Genomic DNA, 20175 nt, shown 5'->3' with positions numbered 1-20175 from the left:
ATGCGCGCGTCGTCCGCAGAGCTCTGCCCGATCGGCGGTACCGTGGCGTTCGTGAGCTCTGTCGAACCTCCTCAGCACGTGATCTCTACGTTCGGGCTGCGCGATGTCGAACCTGCGCCACTGGGTGCGGACTGGGACGGAGGGTGGCGTCTGGGTGACGTCGTGCTCTCGCCCGTCGCCGATCACGCTCGCGCAGCCTGGTCTGCGAAGGTGCGAGAAACACTGACTGTGGACGGTGTGCGCCTCGCTCGACCGGTGCGCTCGACCGATGGTCGATACGTCGTGTCCGGTTGGCGTGCAGATACGTTCGTCGCAGGCGAACCCGAGCCTCGCCACGACGAAGTGGTCTCGTTGTCCATGCGGTTGCACGCAGCGACCGCGCAGTTGGAACGTCCCCGCTTCTTGGTGCAGCCACCCGTCGCCCCGTGGGCCGACGTCGACGTGTTCGTCGCGGCCGACCGGGCCGCCTGGGAGGCCGTTCCGCTACGGACCGCTCGCGGTGCGGGTGCGCCGGAGCCGTCGTCGAGTGACGGCAAGAGCAGCCTCGAATTGGTCAAACAGCTTGCGACACTGCGTAAGCCCGTCGAATCGCCGGACCAATTGGTACACGGCGACCTGTTCGGGACGGTGTTGTTCTCCGGCAGCGATGCTCCGGGGATCAGCGATATCACCCCGTACTGGCGTCCGGCGTCGTGGGCTGCCGGCGTCGCCGTGGTGGACGCGCTCTCGTGGGGAGACGCCGACGACGGTCTGGTGGGCCGGTGGGACGATCTACCGGAATGGCCGCAGATGCTGTTGCGCGCGTTGATGTTTCGTCTGGCTGTGCACGCACTTCATCCGCGGTCGACGTCGGAGGCATTTCCCGGCCTCGCGCGCACGGCAGATCTGGTGCGTCTCATTCTGTAGGTTCGGGCGCGTGGCCCGGAGCGGCGGAGAGTTCGCGGAACAGCGACCGGGCGGAGGCGATTGCCCGGGCCGAATCACCGTCCACGATCGCGTCGACGAGGGCTGTGTGCTCGGCGACGTAGTCGTCGTCGTGAGCGGTGGCGTGTTCTCTGATCGTCTCGTGGATCACCGGTAGCAACGAGTCGTAGAACTCCAGGTAGATCGCGTTGTGGCTGGCGGCGACGATGCTCCGATGCAGGCGCGCGTCGATTCGTACGGCGTCGGCCAACGGCACGTCGCCGCTCGACCAGGCGACATTGCGGTTCTCGAGGGCGTCGTTCATCTCTCGGATGTCGTGCTCGTCGCGTCGATCCGCAGCCAATGCTGCTGCGGTCACCTCGAGAGTTTCCCGGAGCTCGGTGACGTCGCGATAACGGGCGTCCGAGAAGTACTTGCCCAGGGTGCCGCCGAGGTCCGAGCAGGTCATGACGAACGTTCCCGACCCCTGCCGTCGCTCGACCATGCCGGCGTGGACGAGTGCCTGAACGGCCTCACGAACCGTGTTTCGCCCGGTGCCGGTCATCTCGCACAGCTCCGGTTCGGTGGGAATTCTGCTGCCGACCGGCCATCGTTTCGACGTGATCTCGTCGCGCAGGGCTGCAGTGACCTGGGTGATCAGGCTCGATCGGTGGACCTGGCGCACGGAGGCTCCTCGTTCTGGGGGCGGTGCAGTGCTCGGGGTGCTGCGCCGACGATGATACTGCGTTGCACCCGATGATCCGGTCATCCTATGATTACGCGGTGAGTGCGCCTACCGTTTCCGAGACCACCCAGACCGGTACATCACTCGTTCGCGGCCGACTGCTGGTGTTCGCTGCCATCGTTCTTTCTGCGCTGACGCTGCGCGCCGCCGTGACGTCCATCAGCCCTCTGTTCGGCAGGATCGCAACGGATCTGCAGTTCGGGGATGCCGTCATCGGCGTCGTCGGGATGCTGCCACCGGCGATGTTCGCCGTGTTCGGGTTGGCGACACCGCTTCTCGCCAAGCGCACCGGTCTCGAGCGCGCCGCCCTGCTCGCCATGGCGTTGACCACGATCGGGATGGCCACCCGGGCATTCGCGCAGAACACGGCGTCGTTGCTGGCGCTGTCCGCGATCGCCCTCGCCGGCATGGGTATCGGAAACGTCGTCATCCCACCTCTGGTCAAGCGGTACTTCTCGGATCGACTCGCAGTGGTCAGCACCATCTACATCTGTGCACTCCAGATCAGCACCATGATTCCGCCGCTGCTCGCGGTTCCGGTCGCCGATGCCCACGGGTGGCGGCTCTCCATCGGGGTCTGGGCGATCGTCGGTGTTGCCGCAGCATTGCCGTGGCTCGGTGTCGTGATCGCCCGACGTGGTCGCGACGAGAAGGACGTCTCTGCCGAGGCCGGTTCGGCGGCCGTGCACACCCGATCCGGCGGCCGCATCCATCGATCCTCGCTCGCGTGGGGAATGGTGATGATGTTCGCGATGACGTCGCTGATCACGTATTCGATGTTGACGTGGCTGCCGACGCTGTTGATCGACTCGGGTATCGGCGAGGGGTTGGCCGGAGCCTCGGTCGCCGCGTTCGGAGCGATGGGCCTGGTCACGTCGCTGGCCACGCCGACCCTCTGCGCAAAACTGCGAAATCCGTTCGGCCTCGTCCTGGTCGCCGCGGTGTGCTACCTCTGTGGGTTCTCCGGCTTGCACTTCTCGCCTGCCGCCGGAACGGTGATCTGGGTGTGCCTGATCGGCCTCGGCACGATGACCTTTCCGATGTCGCTGACGCTGATCAATCTCAGGACCCGCACCGCGGTGGGCTCATCCTCGCTCTCGGGCTTCACCCAGGGGCTGGGCTACGTGGTGTCGGCCACCGGACCGATACTGTTCGGCTTCCTGCACACCGTGTCCGGCGGTTGGGGATTGCCGCTGACGCTGCTCACCGGATGCGTTGTGATTCTGCTGGTCGGCGGCTATCTGTGCTGTCGACCTCGGATGCTCGAAGACTCCTGGTGACCCGGCTCGTCGACGCGTTCGATCTCACGTACGCGCCGACGAGCGGGTGAGAACGAGTTAATCAGCGGGTCACCGCACGCAGCGCCGCTGCAACATGGCTTTCCTATCTTGGTGTCACTCACCGAACCAGGAGGCCATACGTGACCAGCCTTTCTCGCAGCGCTTCAGCCGAAACCGGCTCTGCTGCCACCGCACCCGTTCCGCCCGGGACCGTTCCCGTCTCGGTGAATCACCGGATCGCGCATTGGAATTCCGAGGACGTGCAGGCGTGGGAAGGCGGCGGTAAGCAGATCGCCAAACGAAACCTGATCTGGTCGGTCGTCGCCGAACACGTCGGCTTCTCGATCTGGTCGATCTGGTCGGTGATGGTGCTGTTCATGCCGTTGTCGGTTTACGGCATCGATGCCGCGGGCAAATTCTTCCTGGTGGCAGTCCCCACTCTCGTCGGTGCTGTCCTGCGTATTCCGTACACGTTCGCCACGGCGAAATTCGGCGGGCGCAACTGGACCATCTTCAGCGCTCTGGTGTTGTTGATTCCCACGCTGTTGACGATGTACTTCATGTTGAACCCGGCCTCGTACACCACGTACATCATCGTGGCGGCGTTCGCCGGAGTCGGCGGCGGTAACTTCGCCTCGTCGATGACGAACATCAACGCCTTCTATCCGCAGCGCGAAAAGGGATGGGCCCTCGGACTGAACGCCGGCGGAGGCAACATCGGCGTACCGGTCATCCAGCTCATCGGTCTGCTGGTCATCGCTACCATCGGCAACACCGCACCCGAGATCGTCTGCGCCGTGTACCTGGTGTTCATCGCGATCGCCGCCGTCGGTGCCGCGCTGTACATGGACAACCTCGACAACCAGAAGACCAACGGCCGCTCCATGATCGACGTGTTGAAGTTCTCCGACGCATGGTGGATCGCCTTCCTCTACATCGGTACGTTCGGATCGTTCATCGGCTTCAGCTTCGCATTCGGGCAGGTACTCCAGATCAACTTCCTGGCCGGATTGACCGACGGGGCACCCGCCACGGCGGCTCAGCAGGCCCAGGCCTCGCTGCACGCTGCACAGATCGCGTTCCTCGGGCCACTGCTGGGGTCGCTGTCGCGTCCGTTCGGCGGCAAGCTCGCCGACAAGATCGGCGGCGGAAAGATCACCCTGTACACGTTCGTGGCCATGACGTTCTCCACCGGAATTCTGGTAGCGGCCAGCACCTGGGACGACTCGACGCCCGGGGCGGCCAGCGGCACTGTGATGGTCCTCTTCGTCATCGGATTCATCGCACTCTTCTTGCTCTCGGGCCTCGGCAACGGGTCGGTGTACAAGATGATTCCCGCGATCTTCGCTGCGAAATCTGTTGCACTGCAGGGCATGACGGTCGAGGAACAGCAGCACTGGTCCCGCAAGATGTCCGGCGCACTGATCGGGATCGCCGGTGCCATCGGCGCACTCGGCGGTGTCGCCATCAACTTGGTGCTGCGGGCGTCGTACTCCGGTAGTGCGAAGTCGGCAACCACAGCGTTCTGGGTGTTTCTCGGCTTCTACGTGGTCTGCGCGATCGTCACGTGGGCGATCTACCTGCGCAGGACAAATTCCGCCGACGCCGACGCACCGGTAGCCGTCTGACGCTCGGTGTAGGCGCACTCAAAACACTCTGCACGGCAACGAAATCGGAAGGACCCGCAATGAAGAACGCGGTAGTGGTAGGGCACGGAATGGTAGGGCACAGGTTCGTCGAGGCGCTGCGGGCGCGCGACGAGGGTGCCGAGTGGAAGATCACGATCCTGTGCGAGGAAGCTCTGCCTGCGTACGACCGGGTGGGTCTGTCGTCCTACGTCGGTGCCTGGGACCACAAGGAACTTGCGTTGGCGGGCAACGACTATCCGGGCGACTCCCTCGTCGAGATGCGTACCGGGGTGCGGGCCGAACGCGTCGACCGTGACCACCGAACCGTCGTCACCTCGGCCGGCGACACCGTGGAATACGACGCGCTGGTCCTCGCCACCGGCTCCTACCCGTTCGTCCCGCCGATCGCCGGACACGACCTGCCCGCGTGCTTCGTCTACCGCACCCTCGACGACCTGGACAGGATCCGTGCACGCGCCGACGCCGCTGGACCGGGAGCCGTGGGCGTGGTCGTCGGTGGCGGCCTGCTCGGCCTCGAAGCGGCGAACGCGTTGAAGAAGATGGGCATGACGCCGCACGTCATCGAGTTCGCGCCGCGATTGATGCCGCTTCAGGTGGACGAAGGCGGCGGTGCGCTACTGGCCCGCCTCGTCACCGATCTGGGGTTGAACGTGCATGTGGGAGTGGGCACGTCGTCGATCACCGAGAACGACAGCGCCGGATTGACGGTCGAGCTGAGCAACGGCGATACGATCGACGCGGCGCTGCTGGTGTTCTCCGCGGGGGTACGACCGCAGGACCGGCTGGCTCGCGAAAGCGGCCTCGACGTCGGCGAGCGCGGCGGTATTCTGGTCGACATCGGCTGCACCACATCCGATCCCGACGTCTACGCCATCGGCGAATGTGCTGCGGTCGAAGGCCGATGCTACGGACTCGTCGCGCCCGGATATTCGACGGCCGAGGTGGTGGCCGACCGATTGCTCGGCGGCGCAGCGGAATTCCCCGGAGCGGACATGTCGACCAAGCTCAAGCTCATGGGCGTCGATGTGGCGAGCTTCGGTGACGCGATGGCCGCAACTCCGGGTGCGCTCGAGGTGGTCTTCAGCGACGCACCCAAGGGCACCTACGCCAAGCTCGTCGTCACCGACGACGCCAAGACGTTGCTCGGCGGCATCCTCGTCGGCGACGCATCGGCGTACTCGTTGCTCCGGCCGCTCGTCGGACGCGAATTGCCGGGCGATCCGGGTTCGCTGATCTCTCCGGCGGCCGAGCAGGTCGGCATCGGAGCGCTTCCCGACGACGCCGAGATCTGCTCGTGCAACGGTGTGACGAAGGGTGCGATCTGCTCGGCTATCTCCGACGGTGCGTGCGATCTGGCCGCGGTGAAGAGCTGCACCACGGCAGGCACCACCTGTGGAGGATGCTTGCCGTCGATCAAATCGCTGCTGGCGGCATCGGGAGTGGTGCTGTCGAAGTCGTTGTGCGAGCACTTCTCTCAGTCGAGGGCCGAGTTGTTCGAGATCGTGCGGGCGACGAACACCCGAACTTTCTCGTCGTTGATCGCCAAGTACGGATCGGGTGCCGGCTGCGACATCTGCAAGCCCGTCGTGGCCTCGATTCTCGCGTCCACCTCGTCGGATCACATTCTCGACGGTGAACTGGCGTCGTTGCAGGACACCAACGACCACTTCCTGGCCAACATCCAGAAGAACGGCACCTATTCGGTGGTGCCTCGGATGCCGGGAGGGGAGTGCACGCCCGAGCAGTTGATCGTCATCGGTGAGGTCGCCCGCGACTTCGGGCTGTACACCAAGGTGACCGGCGGGCAACGCATCGACATGTTCGGTGCCCGCGTCGAACAGCTTCCCGAAATCTGGAAGCGGCTCGTCGACGCAGGCATGGAATCGGGTCAGGCGTACGGAAAGTCGCTGCGTACGGTCAAGAGCTGCGTCGGGTCCAGCTGGTGCCGCTACGGTGTTCAGGACTCGGTGGGAATGGCCGTCGACCTCGAGAACCGGTACCGCGGACTGCGTTCGCCGCACAAGATCAAGTTCGGAGTGTCGGGTTGCGCACGTGAGTGCGCCGAAGCCCGCGGCAAGGACGTCGGCATCATTGCCACCGAAGGCGGCTGGAATCTCTACGTCGGCGGCAACGGTGGCCAGTCGCCCAAGCACGCCCAGTTGCTCGCGTCCAACCTCGACGACGCCACACTCGTCAGCTACATCGACCGCTATCTGATGTTCTACGTCCGCACCGCGGACCGCCTGCAACGCACCGCACCGTGGCTGGAATCGCTCGATGGGGGATTGGACCACCTCAAAGCCGTCGTCTGCGAGGACAGCCTGGGCATCGGCGCAGAACTCGAGGCAGACATGGCACGCCATGTCGCCGGCTACAAGGACGAATGGGCAGGGGTGCTCGAGGACGAGGAGAAGCTCGGCCGGTTCGTGTCCTTCGTCAACGCTCCGGCCGAGGCCGATCCGACCATCGCGTTCGACGAGTCCGGCGCACGCAAGGTGCCCGTGCTGATGGGGATGCCGCGCATCGGAGCGTGACGTGCTCGAGTGACGGGTTCCTGACAACCGACAGGTCACGAACCTGAGCGCATGTGCACAGGTGGGTAATCGCCGCTTAACGGCCAAGAAACACGGGCAGCGTCAAATAGCTGACCAGGAGGTACGCCATGACTGTCATCGATTCACATACTTCGGTACCGAACGATTTTTCGCGAGACTGGACCCCGGCCTGCACCCTCGACGCTCTCATCCCGGGTCGCGGGGTAGCGGTGCTGCTGCGCGGCGGCACCCAGGCGGCACTGTTCTTGCTCGACGACGGTCGACTGTTCGCGGTCGGCAACATCGATCCCTACGGCCGCGCTGCAGTGATGTCGCGTGGTCTGGTCGGCGACCGCGGCGGCGAGCCCACCGTCGCGTCTCCGCTGCTCAAGCAGGTCTTCTCTCTCGTCGACGGACGTTGCCTCGACGATGCGGAGGTCTCGCTCGGCTCGTTCGAGGTCGCCACGGTCGAGGGTGTCGTGCTCGTGCGCGGCGGATCTACGTGACCGAAAATGCCGGGGCGGACATGCCTCTGGCCGGGTTCACCGTCGGGGTGACGGCGTCGCGTCGCGCCGAGGAGTTCGCGACTTTGCTCGAGCGGCGTGGGGCCAGCGTGATGCACGCGCCTGCGATCAGGATCATCCCGCTCGCCGACGACGCAGAGTTGGAACGCGTCACCGCGGCGATCATCGCTGCACCACCCGAGATCACCGTCGCCACCACGGGAATCGGTTTTCGTGGCTGGATCGAGGCCGCCGACGGTTGGGGGCGAGCCGAAGAACTCGGTCGTGCTCTGGGTGCGTCGCGACTGTTGGCGCGCGGTCCGAAGGCTACCGGTGCCATTCGCGCGGCGGATCTACGTGAAGAATGGTCGCCTGCCTCCGAGTCGTCCGCCGAAGTGCTCGAACATCTGCTCGCCGAGGGCGTCGAGGGCAAACGCATAGCGGTACAACTTCACGGCGCGACCACCGAGTGGGAGCCGGTTCCGGATTTCTGCGAGGTACTGCGTTGCGCCGGAGCCGAAGTGGTGCCGGTGCCCGTCTACCGTTGGACGGCACCCGACGATCAGAGTCCGATGGATCGCATGATCGAATCGGTCGTCGTCGGTGATCTCGACGCCATCAGCTTCACCTCGGCACCGGCGGTCGCGTCGATGCTGATGCGTGCCGACGAGAACGGCGTACTCGAGCCTCTGCTGCAGTCGATGCGTACGCGAGTGCTTCCGGTGTGCGTGGGGCCGGTCACCGCAGCCCCGCTCGAACAGCTGTCGGTTGCCACCACTGCGCCTGCGCGTGCGCGGCTCGGCGCGCTCGCCCGTCACATCGCCGAGGAGCTGCCCAGGAGAACCGGTCGCCTGCACGCAGGCGGGCATGTGGTCAGTGTTCGGGGACGGTGTGTGGTGGTCGACGGGGAGGTGCGGCCCGTGTCCCCGGCCGGGATGGCGCTGATGAAGACGCTGAGTCGTAATCCGGGGCGCGTGGTCTCCCGTGAAGACCTGTTGGCCTCGTTGCCCGGAGGGGGTGGCGATACCCACGCGGTGGAGACCGCCATGACCCGACTCCGTTCCTCACTGGGGGCACCCAAGGCGATCCAGACCGTGGTCAAACGCGGCTACCGTATCGCGTTGGACTATATCGAGACCGAATCCGACTGTGATGCACACGAACCCGCGGGGGCTGTTGCCGTGAGCGAGGGGAGTAAGTACTGATGGAACCCACCTTGGTGTTGGTCGCACACGGCACTCGAAACCCGCGCGGTGTGGAGATGGTCGCCGCGCTTGCCGACGCCGTCTCGAAGCAGATCGGTACTACGCGTGTCGCCTTCGTCGACGTGCTGGGACCGTCCCCGTCCGAGGTGCTGCGCGACACTCCGGAATCGGCGGTCGTCGTTCCGGCATTTCTGGCATCGGGTTATCACGTCCACACCGACGTGCCGCGCGAGATCACGGACAGTGCGCACTCGTCGGTCGCCGTCACCCGTGCCCTCGGGCCGGACCCGGTGCTCGCGCGAGTGATGGTCGATCGGCTCCGGGACGCCGGCTGGCGAGCCGGCCAGAGCATCGTGCTCGCGGCCGCAGGATCGTCCGATCCTCGTGCGTTGCAGGAACATCGGATCGCGGCGGCCATGCTCGCGGACGCCGCTCGGGCACCGGTGAAGATCGGATACGTGGCCACCAGTACGCCGACCGTCGCGCAGGCGGTGTCCGGACTGCGGGAAGCCGCGCACGATCGAGTGTTCGTGGCGAGCTATCTGCTGGCTCGTGGGCTCTTCCACAATCGGCTGGCCGACGTGGGAGCCGACGGCGTCGGTGCGCCGCTCGGGGTGCATCCGGCCATCGTCGATCTCGTCGTCGAGCGGTACCACGAGGGTGTTCGGCTGCTGGCCGGTTCGGAATTCAGTACGGTAACGGAAGAATTGTCACCGGCTCGTCGTCGCTGACGTCGGCGGGTATCACGGCGAGAGCATCACGGCCGACGAGGTGCGCCAGATGAGCTGTCCGGACCTTGACGTCGGCTCGCCAGCGGGTACCGTCGGCCACCACGGGAACGATTCGAGGGATCGGGGCTCGAACCTCGGATGCATTGGACAACAACCCCGTTCGCGGTGAACGCGGAATGCGAGCGGTGAGCGCGTCGACGATCGTCGGTGCGGTCAGCAGCGCCGTGCTCACTGCCGCGAGCGGATTTCCGGGGAGGCCGAGGACAACCGTACCGTCGGGCAGGGTCGCGGTGATCTGGGATCCGCCGGGTCGCACGCGCACTCGCCCGACGACGGTTTCGGCACCGAGGGCGGCGAGCGTGGAGCGTAGCTGATCGGCGGCACCTCCTCCGGTGGCTCCGACCACGACCACGAGGTCGATGTTCTCGGTACTTCCCAAGAGGTCGGCGAACGCGGTCGCCGTGTCGTCGAGCAGCAGTGCGTCCACGACGGCGATTCCACAGTGCGCCAGATACTCCGGCAGCGCCGATCCGAGTACATCCCTGGTCTCCCCGGGTGCCAGTGGACCCGATACCCGAATCTCGTTTCCGCTGATCACAATTCGTGCGCGAACCGGCCCCCGCACGTCGAGTTCGGTCACCTCCGCGCTCGCGGCGAGTGACCGAACAGCAGTGTCGATCGCGGTACCCGAGGCAACCAACTCCGTTCCGGGAAGCCAGTCCTCGCCGCGGCGACGCGTGTCGTCTCCCGACGTCGCCGTCGGTGCGCGTTCTACGACGCCGGCCGGTGTCGTGACCGCGTGTTCGTCGCGAACGACCGCAGTGGCACCGGGAGGAAGCGCTGCGCCGGTCGCGATGCGTACCGCGCTGCCGTCGGCGAGTCGCGCGATGCCGGACGTCCCGGCGTAGGCGATATCGGGCCGCAGCGTCCACGGAGGGGGTCCGCTCACGGCAAATCCGTCCATCGCGGAGATATCGACCGCAGGCAGTGCCGTTGCCGCCACCAACGGTTGCGCGAGCACGGTCCCCGCCGTGTTCTGCAACGGAATTCGATGAACAGGGAGGGCGGCTACTCGCTGTCGAATTCGTTCGTGCGCGGCGTCGATGTCGAGTACGTCCTCCGATCTCGACGCGGCTGCGGCGCGCGCGGCTACCAGATCGGCAGGGGTATCGCAGTCCTCGATATCGGCAACCGTGACGACGCGGTGCTCGTTCGGTACGAGTGCGCGCATCGGGGCGCCCTCGACGGTATCGAGCGCCGCCACCGCCGAGCGCAGCGCGCTGTAGCGCCAGACTCCGAGCAGGAACTGGATGCGACCGGTGGCGTCGGCCGCGAACACTGCGTCGGTCTCGACTCGGTCGAAGTGATCGATCAGAGACTGCACCGCAGAAGCATTCAGCAGCGGTATGTCCGACGCGACGACTGCCACCAGATCGGCTGTGCCGTCCAGTGTTTCGAGCCCGGCGGCCAGAGCTGCCACCGGGCCGCCGCCGGCGGGGGACTCTCGGGTCTGCACGACCGAACCCGGTACTGCGTCGCGTGTGGGGCCCACCAGTACCGTTCGGCGACAGTCCGAGACGGCCGACACTGCAATGTCGACCAGTCGTCGTCCGCCGACGGTGAGCGCGGGCTTGTCGACTTCTGCAGATGGCGAGCCGGCAAGGCCTGCCATTCGCGATCCGCGACCACCCGCGAGCACGATGGCGTCGCAGATCGGCTCGGTCGACGAGCCGCTCACCGGTGCGATCCCATCACGTCGGCAGCGGCACGTTCTGCAGTCGAACCTGGCCGCGCGCGATGGTCTTACCGCTGTCGGTCGCGGTGATCGTGACCAGCCAGAGTTGCTGAACGCGGCCCTGCTGCAACGGTTCCGCGAGAACATCCACCCGTCCGCCTTTGCTGGCGCGCAGGAAATCGGTTCCGTTGTGCACTCCGACCGCGAACTCGCCGCGATCCTTGACCGCCTCACTCGCACCGATGCTCGCGGCGCTTTCCACAGCGCTGGTATAGACCCCACCGTGCACGACGCCCCAGGGCGTGAAATGTTCCTCGGTCAACTCGATGTGCCCCGCTACCCGCGTGCCCGAGACCTCGTCGATCACCAGGCCGGCCGCGGCGACGAAAGTGCTCGCCTTGGACAGGGCGAACTTCGCCGTAGGGCGTGGATCGAACTGCCCGAGCCGATCTCCGATGTTCATCCTTCGAGATTAGTGGTCGACGTCGGAGGCTGGGGGAGCGCCCCGAAGTCGAAGCGAACGGACTTCAGCGACACTCGCCCGTCGCGGATCTCGACACCTTCACCGCGCAGCGTCTCGAGTTGTCTCGTCGCCAGATGCGCCGCAGGCTTTCCGCTAGCACCCAGGACACGATGCCACGGCAGATCGGCGGAGTCGGTCCGCATGATCCACCCGACGATGCGGGGGCTGGACAGGTCGGCCGCCGCTGCGATGTCCCCGTAGGTGGCAACGGAACCGACGGGAATTGACGCGACCAACGCGCGCACCCGTTCCACCTGCGCCTCGGTGATCGGAGCCATCTACAGCAGGGATCGCACCAGCTCGGCCACGTCGGCCGGCTTGGCCTGGCCGACCATGTGATCGCAGTCGAGTTCGACGGTGCGCAGGTTCTCGCCGAGCTTGTCTCTTAGCGCGGACACGAATTCTTCGGTCACATAAGGAGGTTCGACGCGCATGGCCCGCACCACGATGGTCGGGACGCTCTCGGCGGGCACCACGATCGGACGAGCGAGCTCGCCCCACGTCGCAACGATGGCCGGAATCGACATTCGCCACGCGACCTTCCCGCCGTCGGCAGGGACCAGGTGATCGGCGACCTCGCGGTCGAGCAACTCGGTGGGCACGTCCGCCCAAGCCCCGTGGATCTTCTCCGAACGCGCCTCGTCGGCGTCGGTGTAATCGGGGGACTTCGCAGTGGCCTCGGCGACCTCGAGCAGCTCCTCCGGCGGCAAGGCAATCGCAGGATCGAGCAGCACCAGCGCGCGCACCACCTCCGGGAACCGCTGTGCGAGATGCACGGCCAACGCGCCGCCGTACGAATGTCCGAGCACCACGACCGGACCGCGCGCATGGGCGTCGAGCACGGCCTTCAGTGCGGTGACCTGAGCGTCGATGTCCCACGGTGGAACGGACGGAGAACGGCCGTGGCCGATCAGATCGGGAGCCAGAACGCGGGCCTCGGGCAGGTGATTCTCGGCGAGGTCCCACCAACGGGCACCGTGGCCGGTCACACCGTGAACGGCGAGGATTTCGGGACCGTCTGCGGGTCCGAACGTATGCAGATTCAACTCGGGCACGTGAACCACTATGCCGCATCGAAGGCCCCGGTTTCGAAAGGGACGGGTCGGCTGCCGCCCCCGGGCCGCCGGATCGGGGCACGGCCCTTCGTGTCGGTGGGTCGTGATTGCATGTCCCGCATGAGCACGGACGGCAGACACGGCGCGACGGTCACCCTCGTCCGTGCACCCAGGGTGGCGCAGCCGGCCCGCCGGTGGACCGATTCCGCTGCCCGGTTGCTGGCGTGGACTCCCGATTCGGCGGCGGAGGCGGCTCAGGGCGCTCCTCGATGGAACCCCTGGCAGGTGCTCGGCGGGCCCGGCTCGGGAAAGACAGCGCTCGTGGCGGACTACGCAGTCTCCCGAATCGTGTCCGGCGATCCGGAATCGGTCCTGGTGCTCACTCAGTCGAAGCGCGCGTCCATCACGCTCCGCGAGCAGATCACCGCCGGTCTGTTCAGCGGCGATCACGCGCTGCGCGCCACGCGCGAACCGCTGGTACGCACGGTGCACTCGTATGCGTTCGCGGTACTGAGGTTGCAGGCCTCCCTCTACGGCAATCCGCCTCCTCGACTGCTGACCGGTGCCGAGCAGGACGCGGTGGTCCGCGAGATGCTGCGGGGCGACATCGAGGACGGAGCGACCGACTGGCCGGATCGATTGCGCCCGGCTCTCGGTACTGCAGGATTTGTCACCGCGGTGCGAGACATGATGCTCCGATCAGCAGAACGCGGAATCGGACCCGAGGATCTGGTCAAGCTCGGCCGCACGCACGGCAGACCCGAATGGATCGCCGTCGGCAAGTTCGCGGCTCGATACGAACAAGCCATGTTGCTGCGCGGCGCAGTCGGCGTCGAAGCCGCAGGGGCCACGGCACCGGGCCTCGACGCGGCCGAGCTCATCGGCAGCGCACTGATGGCGTTCGCCACCGATCCGGACCTGCTGCGCAGTGAGCGCGCCCGCATCCGGCACCTCGTCGTCGACGATGCACAGCACCTCGATCCGCAAGCTGCGCAGCTGATTCGGCTGATCGGCACCGATACCGAATCGACCGTGATCGCCGGGGACCCCGATCAATCCGTCTTCACGTTCCGTGGAGCGGATCCCACGTTCGTGGCCGATCTGCTCGATGCGGACTCGCCTCGACGGGTGGTTCTGACGCGGAACTTTCGATCGGTGCCTGCAGTGGCGGAACTGACCGACATCGTGGCGGGGCGACTGCCCGGGCTCGGTCGGCACCGCAGTCCCGAGCCGGTGGCCACGGCTCGGTTCGGCGAGCCGGAGGCCCGGGTACACGTCGTGTCTTCGCCTGCCAAGGAAGCCGCGATCATCTCCGACGCCATGCGACGCGCGCACCTGATCGACGGAATGCCCTGGTCCGAGATGGCGATCGTCGTGCGGTCGGTCCCGCGTACCGTCGCGCCGCTGCGTCGCGCTCTGCACGCGGCCGGTGTCCCCATGATCACCCCGGCTTCGGAGTTGCCGTTGCATCGCCAGCACGGAGCGGTGGGCTTGCTGCTGGTGCTGCGGGCGATCTCCGACCCGTCGTTCGACGGAGAGGATGCGCTGGCTCTGCTGTCCGGCCCGATCGGGGGTGCCGATCCGGTAGGTCTGCGGCGGCTGCGCCGAGGTGTCCGCAGACTCGAACTGGCCTCGGGCGGCGAGCGCGATTCGGCCGAACTGCTCAGAGTCGTTCTCACCGGCGAGACGCGAGAGAAGTTCGGGTGGATCACTGGTCTGTCGGACGTGGAAGCGGCACCGCTGCGACGAGCACTGAGCGTCGTTCGTAAGGCGCGAGCGGTGGCTCGGGAAGGCCGCGGAGTCGAGGACGTGCTGTGGGCTGCGTGGCAGGCGTCCGGACTCGAGCGGCGTTGGGCCGCCGCGTCCGCGTGGGGTGGGTCCGCAGGTGCTCAAGCCGATCGAGACCTCGACGCGGTGGTCGCACTCTTCGACGCCGCGGCGGCCTACGTCGACAGGCTGCCGCGCGCGCAGCTGGGCGGATTTCTCGATTACATTGCGCAGCAACAGATTCCTACCTCGAGCTCGAACCGTTCGACCGCGCCGGCCGATGCGGTGACGCTGCTCAGCGCGCACTCGGCAGCCGGTCGCGAATGGGAACTGGTGGCGGTCGCCGGGGTTCAGGAGGGGCTGTGGCCGGGTCTGCGAGCGCGCGGCAGCCTCCTCGGAACCGACACGCTCGTCGATCTGGTGTCCGGCAAGGTCGACGCGGCTGCGGCCCTCGACGGACGACTGTCGAAAGCTGCACCGCTCCTCGCCGAGGAACGCAAGCTCTTCCTCGTGGCGTGCAGTCGCGCGCGCTCCACTCTGCTCGTCACCGCCGTGGACTCGAGCACGGGCGATACCGATCTGGTCCGCTCCCGATTCGTCGACGAACTCCGGGGAGTCGACGGCGACGCAGATCCCGTCCCGCTGCCCGAAGTTTCCGAGCCGCCGACCCCGCACCGGGTGTTGGCATTACCGATGATGGTCGCCGAGCTTCGCGGGGTCGTCTGCGATCCCGTTGTTGCCGAACATGATCCGGACAAGCGAGCACGCGCCGCGCGGCACCTGGCCACACTCGCCGAGGCCGGCGTCCGAGGCGCACATCCCGACGAGTGGTTCGGGATTGCGGGGCTCAGCACCAGCGAGCCCCTGTGGCACCTCGGCGACGGGCCGGTCCCGCTCTCGCCATCGACGGTGGAACAGCTCACCACCTGCCCGCTGCGCTGGATGCTCGAACGTCACGGAGGAAACGACGGCACCAACACTCACGCCGTCACCGGAACCCTCGTGCACACTCTGGTGCAGGCGGTGGCAGGCCGGATCCCACCGGACCAGCTCAGGCGGGCACTCGAGACGGCGTGGGATGCAGTCGATCTCGGATCACAGTGGTTCTCGCGTCACGAGCTCGATCGAACCGGGGCGATGCTCGACACGTTCGAGAATTGGCTGCAGGGCACCCGAGGCGAGCTCACCGAGGCGGGCGTCGAGGTACAGGTCGACGGCATTCTGGCCGCCCGATCCGAGGACGAGATTGCGGTCGCCCTGCGCGGCCGGATCGATCGGCTCGAACACGATCCGGACGGCCGCCCGGTCGTCATCGACGTCAAGACGGCCAAAACGGTGATGTCCAAGGAAGACGCGCGCAACCACCATCAATTGGCCACGTATCAGGTCGCCGCTGCCGCGGGTGCGATCGAAGGTGAGCCCGCGGGCGAACCCGGGGGTGCTCGGTTGGTGTTCGTGGCCAAACCGCACAACAAGGACGGCGCGACGCAGCGGATCCAGGAGGTGCCGACACCGGAGAAACTCGAGGAATGGCGAGACACCGTCCACCGGGCGGCCTCGGCGACGCAGGGTCCCGTCTTCGAAGCCAGAGTCAACGACGGGTGCAGACATTGCCCCGTCAAATCCAGTTGCCCGGCCCACGAGACAGGACGGCAGGTGACCGAGCAGTGACCGCCTCGGCGACGCGCAGCGCAACCGTGCGGGTCTCACCCGTCGAACTGTCCCGCGCCCTCGGGCAGAAGCACCCACCCACCGACGAGCAGGCGGCGGTGATCGCCGCCCCACCCGGTCCGACGCTCGTCGTGGCAGGCGCAGGGGCTGGGAAGACCGAGACGATGGCCGCGCGAGTGGTGTGGATGGTGGCCAACGGGTTCGTCGATCCGGATCAGGTACTCGGACTGACGTTCACCCGAAAGGCCGCGCAGCAACTGACGTCCCGAATCCGCGCTCGGCTGGCGCGGCTCGCCGGGTCGGATCTGGTGCGCGCGCTGGATCCGAGTCTGGCACTGCGCGAACGGATTCTCGCCGCGGAGCCGGAGGTGAGCACCTACCACTCGTATGCCGGGCGACTGCTCACCGAGCACGGCCTGTTGCTGCCCATCGAGCCCTCCGCGACGCTGCTGTCGGAGACCGAACTGTGGCAGCTCGCGCATCGTGTGGTCAGCACGTGGGACGGCGATCTCGACACCGACCGAAATCCCACGTCGGTGACGGAGGCGGTACTCGCCCTCTCCGGTCAGCTGGCCGAACATCTGGTGGACCCCGACCAGCTGCGCGAGGCGCACGTGGAACTCGAGAAACTGGTGCACACACTCGGCCCCGGTCCACGTCAACGTGGCGGGCCGACCAAGGAGCTGCTCAACATCCTCGATGCCCAACATCAACGAATCACGTTGTTGCCCTTGGTGGAACGACTCGCGCAGACGCTTCGGCACGAAGGGGCACTGGATTTCGGTTCGCAGATGTCGATGGCGGCGCGGGTCGCGGCCGAACATCGCGAAGTGGGAATCGCAGAGCGGCAACGCTTTCGGCTCGTTCTGCTCGACGAATACCAGGACACCGGTCATGCCCAGCGGGTGCTGCTGTCCTCACTGTTCGGATCCGGTAGCGATGCCACCCTGGCGCTGACAGCCGTGGGCGATCCGATGCAGTCGATCTACGGGTGGCGAGGGGCGTCAGCGGCGAACCTGCCGCGGTTCGCCACCGATTTCCCGCAGGCGGACGGCAGTCCCGCACCGCGGCTCGAACTCCTCACCAGCTGGCGCAACCCGCCCGAGGCACTCGCTCTCGCCAATCTGATCACCGACCCCCTGCGCCGTGTCGGTGTACCGGTGCCGACCCTGCGGGCCCGGCCGGGCGCGGTGCCCGGCGATGTACGGCTGGCCGTCACCGACACCGTCCTCGACGAACGGGAATGGATCGCCGACCGAATAGCCGAGCGCTACCGCGACGCCCTCGAACTGGACCGGCCTCCGCCCAGTGCCGCGGTACTCGTGCGGCGCAACGCCGATGCCGAGCCGATCGCCGAGGTGCTGCGTAGCCGTGGCCTACCCGTCGAGGTGGTCGGGCTCGGCGGATTGCTGCATGTGCCGGAGGTCGCCGACATCATCGCGATGCTGCGTCTGGTGGCCGATCCGACTGCGGGCAGCTCGGCCATGCGCATCCTCACGGGCTCCCGATGGCAGATCGGGGCCGCCGATCTGCGGGCGCTCGCTCAGCGCGCCAGGGAGCTCGAGATTCGGGGCGGCTACGGCACCGCGGGCCGTGTCGACGACCCACAGGCGCTCGACGCCGCGCTCGGAAGTGCCCTGCCGGGGGAACAGTCGGAGCAGGCCGGTCTGGCCGACGCCATCGCCGATCCAGGTTCGGCCGAACGATATTCGGAGGCCGGGCACCGACGCATCACTGCGCTCGCCGGAGAACTACATCTGTTGCGCGACCGTATCGGGCAGCCGCTGACGGAACTGGTCGCCGACATCGAACGCATCATGGGCATCGGGGTCGAAGCGCAGGCGCGGACACCGTTCGGTGTCGATGGTGCAGTCGGGCGCGAGCATCTCGACGAATTCGCCCATGTGGTGGCCGATTACGCCGACAATCCAACGGCCACGGTCACCGGATTCCTGTCGTTCCTCGCGGCGGCAGAGACTGTCGAGGACGGGTTGGCTCCGGGCGAGGTCGAGGTAGCCCCGCATCGAGTACAGGTGCTGACGGTGCATTCGGCGAAGGGCCTCGAATGGGAGGTCGTGGCCGTACCGCACGTGGCGACCGGAGTGTTCCCGTCCTCGAACGCCTCGTCGACCTGGCTCGGGGCGATGGCCGAACTGCCGCCGTCCCTGCGCGGCGACCGCGCTCTCGACGGTGAGGGTTCCGAGGGGGTACCGGTACTCGAGCTCGAGGACCTCTACAACCGAAAGGACCTCGAGGACGCCGTCAAGCGGCACAAGGATGCACTCGCTCGGCGTCGGCTCGCGGAGGATCGTCGACTGTTCTACGTTGCACTCACCAGAACCGAACGGGTGCTGCTGGTCTCGGCGCATCAGTGGGACGAGACGTCCACGAAGCCTCGTGGCCCGTCCGAGTTTCTCGACGAGCTCCACCGGTACACCTCGACGGCCGAGGACGCCGTCGCGGTGGTCGAGCAGTGGGCACCGGCCCCCGAAGCCGGAGCCGTCAACCCGTTGGGGGCAGAGCCGCATACGGCATCCTGGCCGCGAGATCCGCTCGGGCCGAGGCGAGGCGCGATCGAGAGTGGTGCGGCCGACGTTCTGCGGGCCCTGGCCGACAAGGCCGACTCCCACCATGATTCGGACGAAGACGAGGACGAGGACGAGGACGACCCGGAGAAGTGGGGCTTCGACGTCCGGACCTTGCTGGCCGAGCGCTCGGCGCGGGCCGTTGCCGGGGTCGATGTCGCACTACCCGAAAACCTGTCGGTGACTCAGCTGGTCGACTTGGCGGCAGATCCGGATGCGCTCGCCTCGCGACTGCGCCGGCCACTTCCGTTTCCCCCGAATCCGTTGGCGCGCCGTGGAACAGCGTTTCACGCGTGGATCGAGCGACGGTTCGGCGCGACCCGCCTGCTCGATCTCGACGAACTACCGGGCTCCGCCGATACCGGTGCTTCTGCCGATGTGGACCTGGACACTCTTCAGCGGGCGTTCGAGGCCTCCGATTGGGCTCTGCGCAGTCCGGTGGAGGTAGAGGTGCCGTTCGAGACGTCGGTGGCAGGAACAGTGCTGCGCGGTCGGATCGACGCGGTGTTCGCCGACCCGGACGGCGGCTGGACCGTCGTCGACTGGAAGACCGGAGCCGAACCGTCTGCGTCCGAGCAGCAGGCGGTGGCGATGCAGCTGGCGGCGTACCGGCTGGCGTGGGCGGAGTTGATGTCCGTCGGTCGTGCGGAGCCGGTACCGCTCGATCGCGTCCGTGCGGCGTTCCACTACGTCCGCAGCGGTCGTACCATCTCGCCCGAAAAGCTGCCTGACGCAACAGCTTTGGCGGCGCTGCTCGAAGGCCGATCCGTCGTGGACGACATCGACACTACGGTGCCAGTCGACGAGCTTTCAGAGCCTCGGTGACCAGTGGGATCTGCAGGGGGAGACGAGCGATCATGGCGGCCTTCAAGGCCGGTGACGTCTTGGAGCTGCGTACGTACTTCCATGCGAGGTTGATGTTGGCGGGGAAGACCGCGACGAACAGGCCCGCTGCCAACGCACCGCCCACTCGACGGGTGCGGGGTGCGGCCAACGTGGCAGCCACAGCGAGCTCGGCTACTCCCGATACCTGGGTGTACGTCCGCGCCGAACCTGGTAGGGCGGTCGGTACCTGCGCATCGAAGAATTGGGGAGTGACGAAATGGAGTACTCCGGCGCCGGCGAGCAATCCCGCGAGACGCAGCGCTGCGGCCTGACTCGGTCTCTGTGTCATGCACACACCGTGCCACACGGTGCTGCATCCGCCCATCCGGTCCGCTCGAAGCGGTCGGTTGTCGACGCAGAAGCGCGGCATGGGGTTACGCTGCGTGCCGTGAATGATCTCGACT

Annotated in this window: 15 protein-coding genes; 9 read left to right on the top strand and 6 right to left on the bottom strand. The window is 66.8% G+C overall.

The genetic code is table 11. The annotated features are described in order from the left end of the window. Window positions 1–51: 51 nt before the first annotated feature. Window positions 52–906: a TIGR02569 family protein gene (locus AB0O58_RS17110; RefSeq protein ID WP_027496537.1), complete on the top strand. Its 855-nt coding sequence runs from the start codon at window positions 52–54 to the stop codon at window positions 904–906. Here the strand turns inward: AB0O58_RS17110 and AB0O58_RS17105 are convergent. Continuing rightward, window positions 896–1588 carry an FCD domain-containing protein gene (locus tag AB0O58_RS17105; protein ID WP_032372686.1) on the bottom strand — a complete coding sequence of 231 codons (693 nt, stop codon included), beginning with the start codon at window positions 1586–1588 and terminating at the stop codon, window positions 896–898. The two genes, AB0O58_RS17110 and AB0O58_RS17105, sit on opposite strands and share 11 nt — an antisense overlap. A gap of 98 nt (window positions 1589–1686) precedes the next feature. Here AB0O58_RS17105 and AB0O58_RS17100 point away from each other — a divergent pair, with 98 nt between their 5' ends. The 6 genes from AB0O58_RS17100 to AB0O58_RS17075 all read left to right on the top strand — a co-directional run bounded on the left by AB0O58_RS17100 (window position 1687) and on the right by AB0O58_RS17075 (window position 9550). Continuing rightward, on the top strand, window positions 1687–2928 hold the full coding sequence (locus tag AB0O58_RS17100) for an MFS transporter (RefSeq protein WP_283541553.1): 1242 nt from the start codon (window positions 1687–1689) through the stop codon (window positions 2926–2928). 224 nt (window positions 2929–3152) lie between these two features. Beyond that, window positions 3153–4556, top strand: a complete 1404-nt coding sequence (locus AB0O58_RS17095; RefSeq protein WP_032372878.1) for a nitrate/nitrite transporter — start codon at window positions 3153–3155, stop codon at window positions 4554–4556. 59 nt (window positions 4557–4615) lie between these two features. After that, on the top strand, window positions 4616–7111 hold the full coding sequence (gene nirB / locus AB0O58_RS17090) for a nitrite reductase large subunit NirB (protein ID WP_032366317.1): 2496 nt from the start codon (window positions 4616–4618) through the stop codon (window positions 7109–7111). A 128-nt stretch (window positions 7112–7239) separates the two neighbouring features. Next, complete coding sequence (gene nirD / locus AB0O58_RS17085) at window positions 7240–7617, top strand: nitrite reductase small subunit NirD (RefSeq protein WP_283541552.1); 378 nt, start codon at window positions 7240–7242, stop codon at window positions 7615–7617. A gap of 20 nt (window positions 7618–7637) precedes the next feature. Beyond that, window positions 7638–8819 (top strand): uroporphyrinogen-III synthase, encoded by a 1182-nt coding sequence (locus tag AB0O58_RS17080; RefSeq protein WP_045841967.1) that lies wholly within the window; start codon window positions 7638–7640, stop codon window positions 8817–8819. Next, window positions 8816–9550, top strand: coding sequence for a sirohydrochlorin chelatase (locus AB0O58_RS17075; RefSeq protein WP_080733166.1), 735 nt, complete (start codon window positions 8816–8818; stop codon window positions 9548–9550). The genes AB0O58_RS17080 and AB0O58_RS17075 overlap by 4 nt, the downstream gene beginning before the upstream one ends. Here the strand turns inward: AB0O58_RS17075 and AB0O58_RS17070 are convergent. Genes AB0O58_RS17070 through AB0O58_RS17055 form a run of 4 tightly spaced genes read right to left on the bottom strand, consistent with a single transcriptional unit; the run spans window position 9507 to window position 12863 of the window. After that, complete coding sequence (locus AB0O58_RS17070) at window positions 9507–11288, bottom strand: NTP transferase domain-containing protein (protein ID WP_366238522.1); 1782 nt, start codon at window positions 11286–11288, stop codon at window positions 9507–9509. The genes AB0O58_RS17075 and AB0O58_RS17070 overlap by 44 nt on opposite strands. A gap of 13 nt (window positions 11289–11301) precedes the next feature. Beyond that, a complete protein-coding gene (locus tag AB0O58_RS17065; RefSeq protein WP_228139195.1) occupies window positions 11302–11748 on the bottom strand; it encodes a PaaI family thioesterase in 447 nt (148 codons plus the stop codon). Further along, window positions 11745–12086 carry an MGMT family protein gene (locus AB0O58_RS17060; protein WP_027496546.1) on the bottom strand — a complete coding sequence of 114 codons (342 nt, stop codon included), beginning with the start codon at window positions 12084–12086 and terminating at the stop codon, window positions 11745–11747. The genes AB0O58_RS17065 and AB0O58_RS17060 overlap by 4 nt, the downstream gene beginning before the upstream one ends. Further along, complete coding sequence (locus AB0O58_RS17055; RefSeq protein WP_032372875.1) at window positions 12087–12863, bottom strand: alpha/beta fold hydrolase; 777 nt, start codon at window positions 12861–12863, stop codon at window positions 12087–12089. A 120-nt stretch (window positions 12864–12983) separates the two neighbouring features. On the opposite strand from AB0O58_RS17055, the gene AB0O58_RS17050 reads away from it, so the two are divergent. Next, entirely contained in the window at window positions 12984–16301 is a 3318-nt protein-coding gene (locus AB0O58_RS17050; protein WP_366238521.1) for an ATP-dependent DNA helicase, read from the top strand. Continuing rightward, window positions 16298–19711, top strand: a complete 3414-nt coding sequence (locus AB0O58_RS17045; protein WP_283550098.1) for an ATP-dependent DNA helicase — start codon at window positions 16298–16300, stop codon at window positions 19709–19711. Before AB0O58_RS17050 ends, AB0O58_RS17045 begins: the two co-directional genes overlap by 4 nt. On the opposite strand, the gene AB0O58_RS17040 is transcribed toward AB0O58_RS17045, so the two are convergent. Next, a complete protein-coding gene (locus tag AB0O58_RS17040) occupies window positions 19674–20060 on the bottom strand; it encodes a membrane protein (RefSeq protein WP_032370928.1) in 387 nt (128 codons plus the stop codon). The genes AB0O58_RS17045 and AB0O58_RS17040 overlap by 38 nt on opposite strands. Window positions 20061–20175 lie beyond the last annotated feature (115 nt).

This window comes from Rhodococcus sp. NPDC080181 (assembly GCF_040702225.1).
GTDB classification, from domain to species: Bacteria; Actinomycetota; Actinomycetes; order Mycobacteriales; family Mycobacteriaceae; genus Rhodococcoides; species Rhodococcoides fascians.
This window is presented reverse-complemented; position numbering and strand designations above follow the sequence as displayed.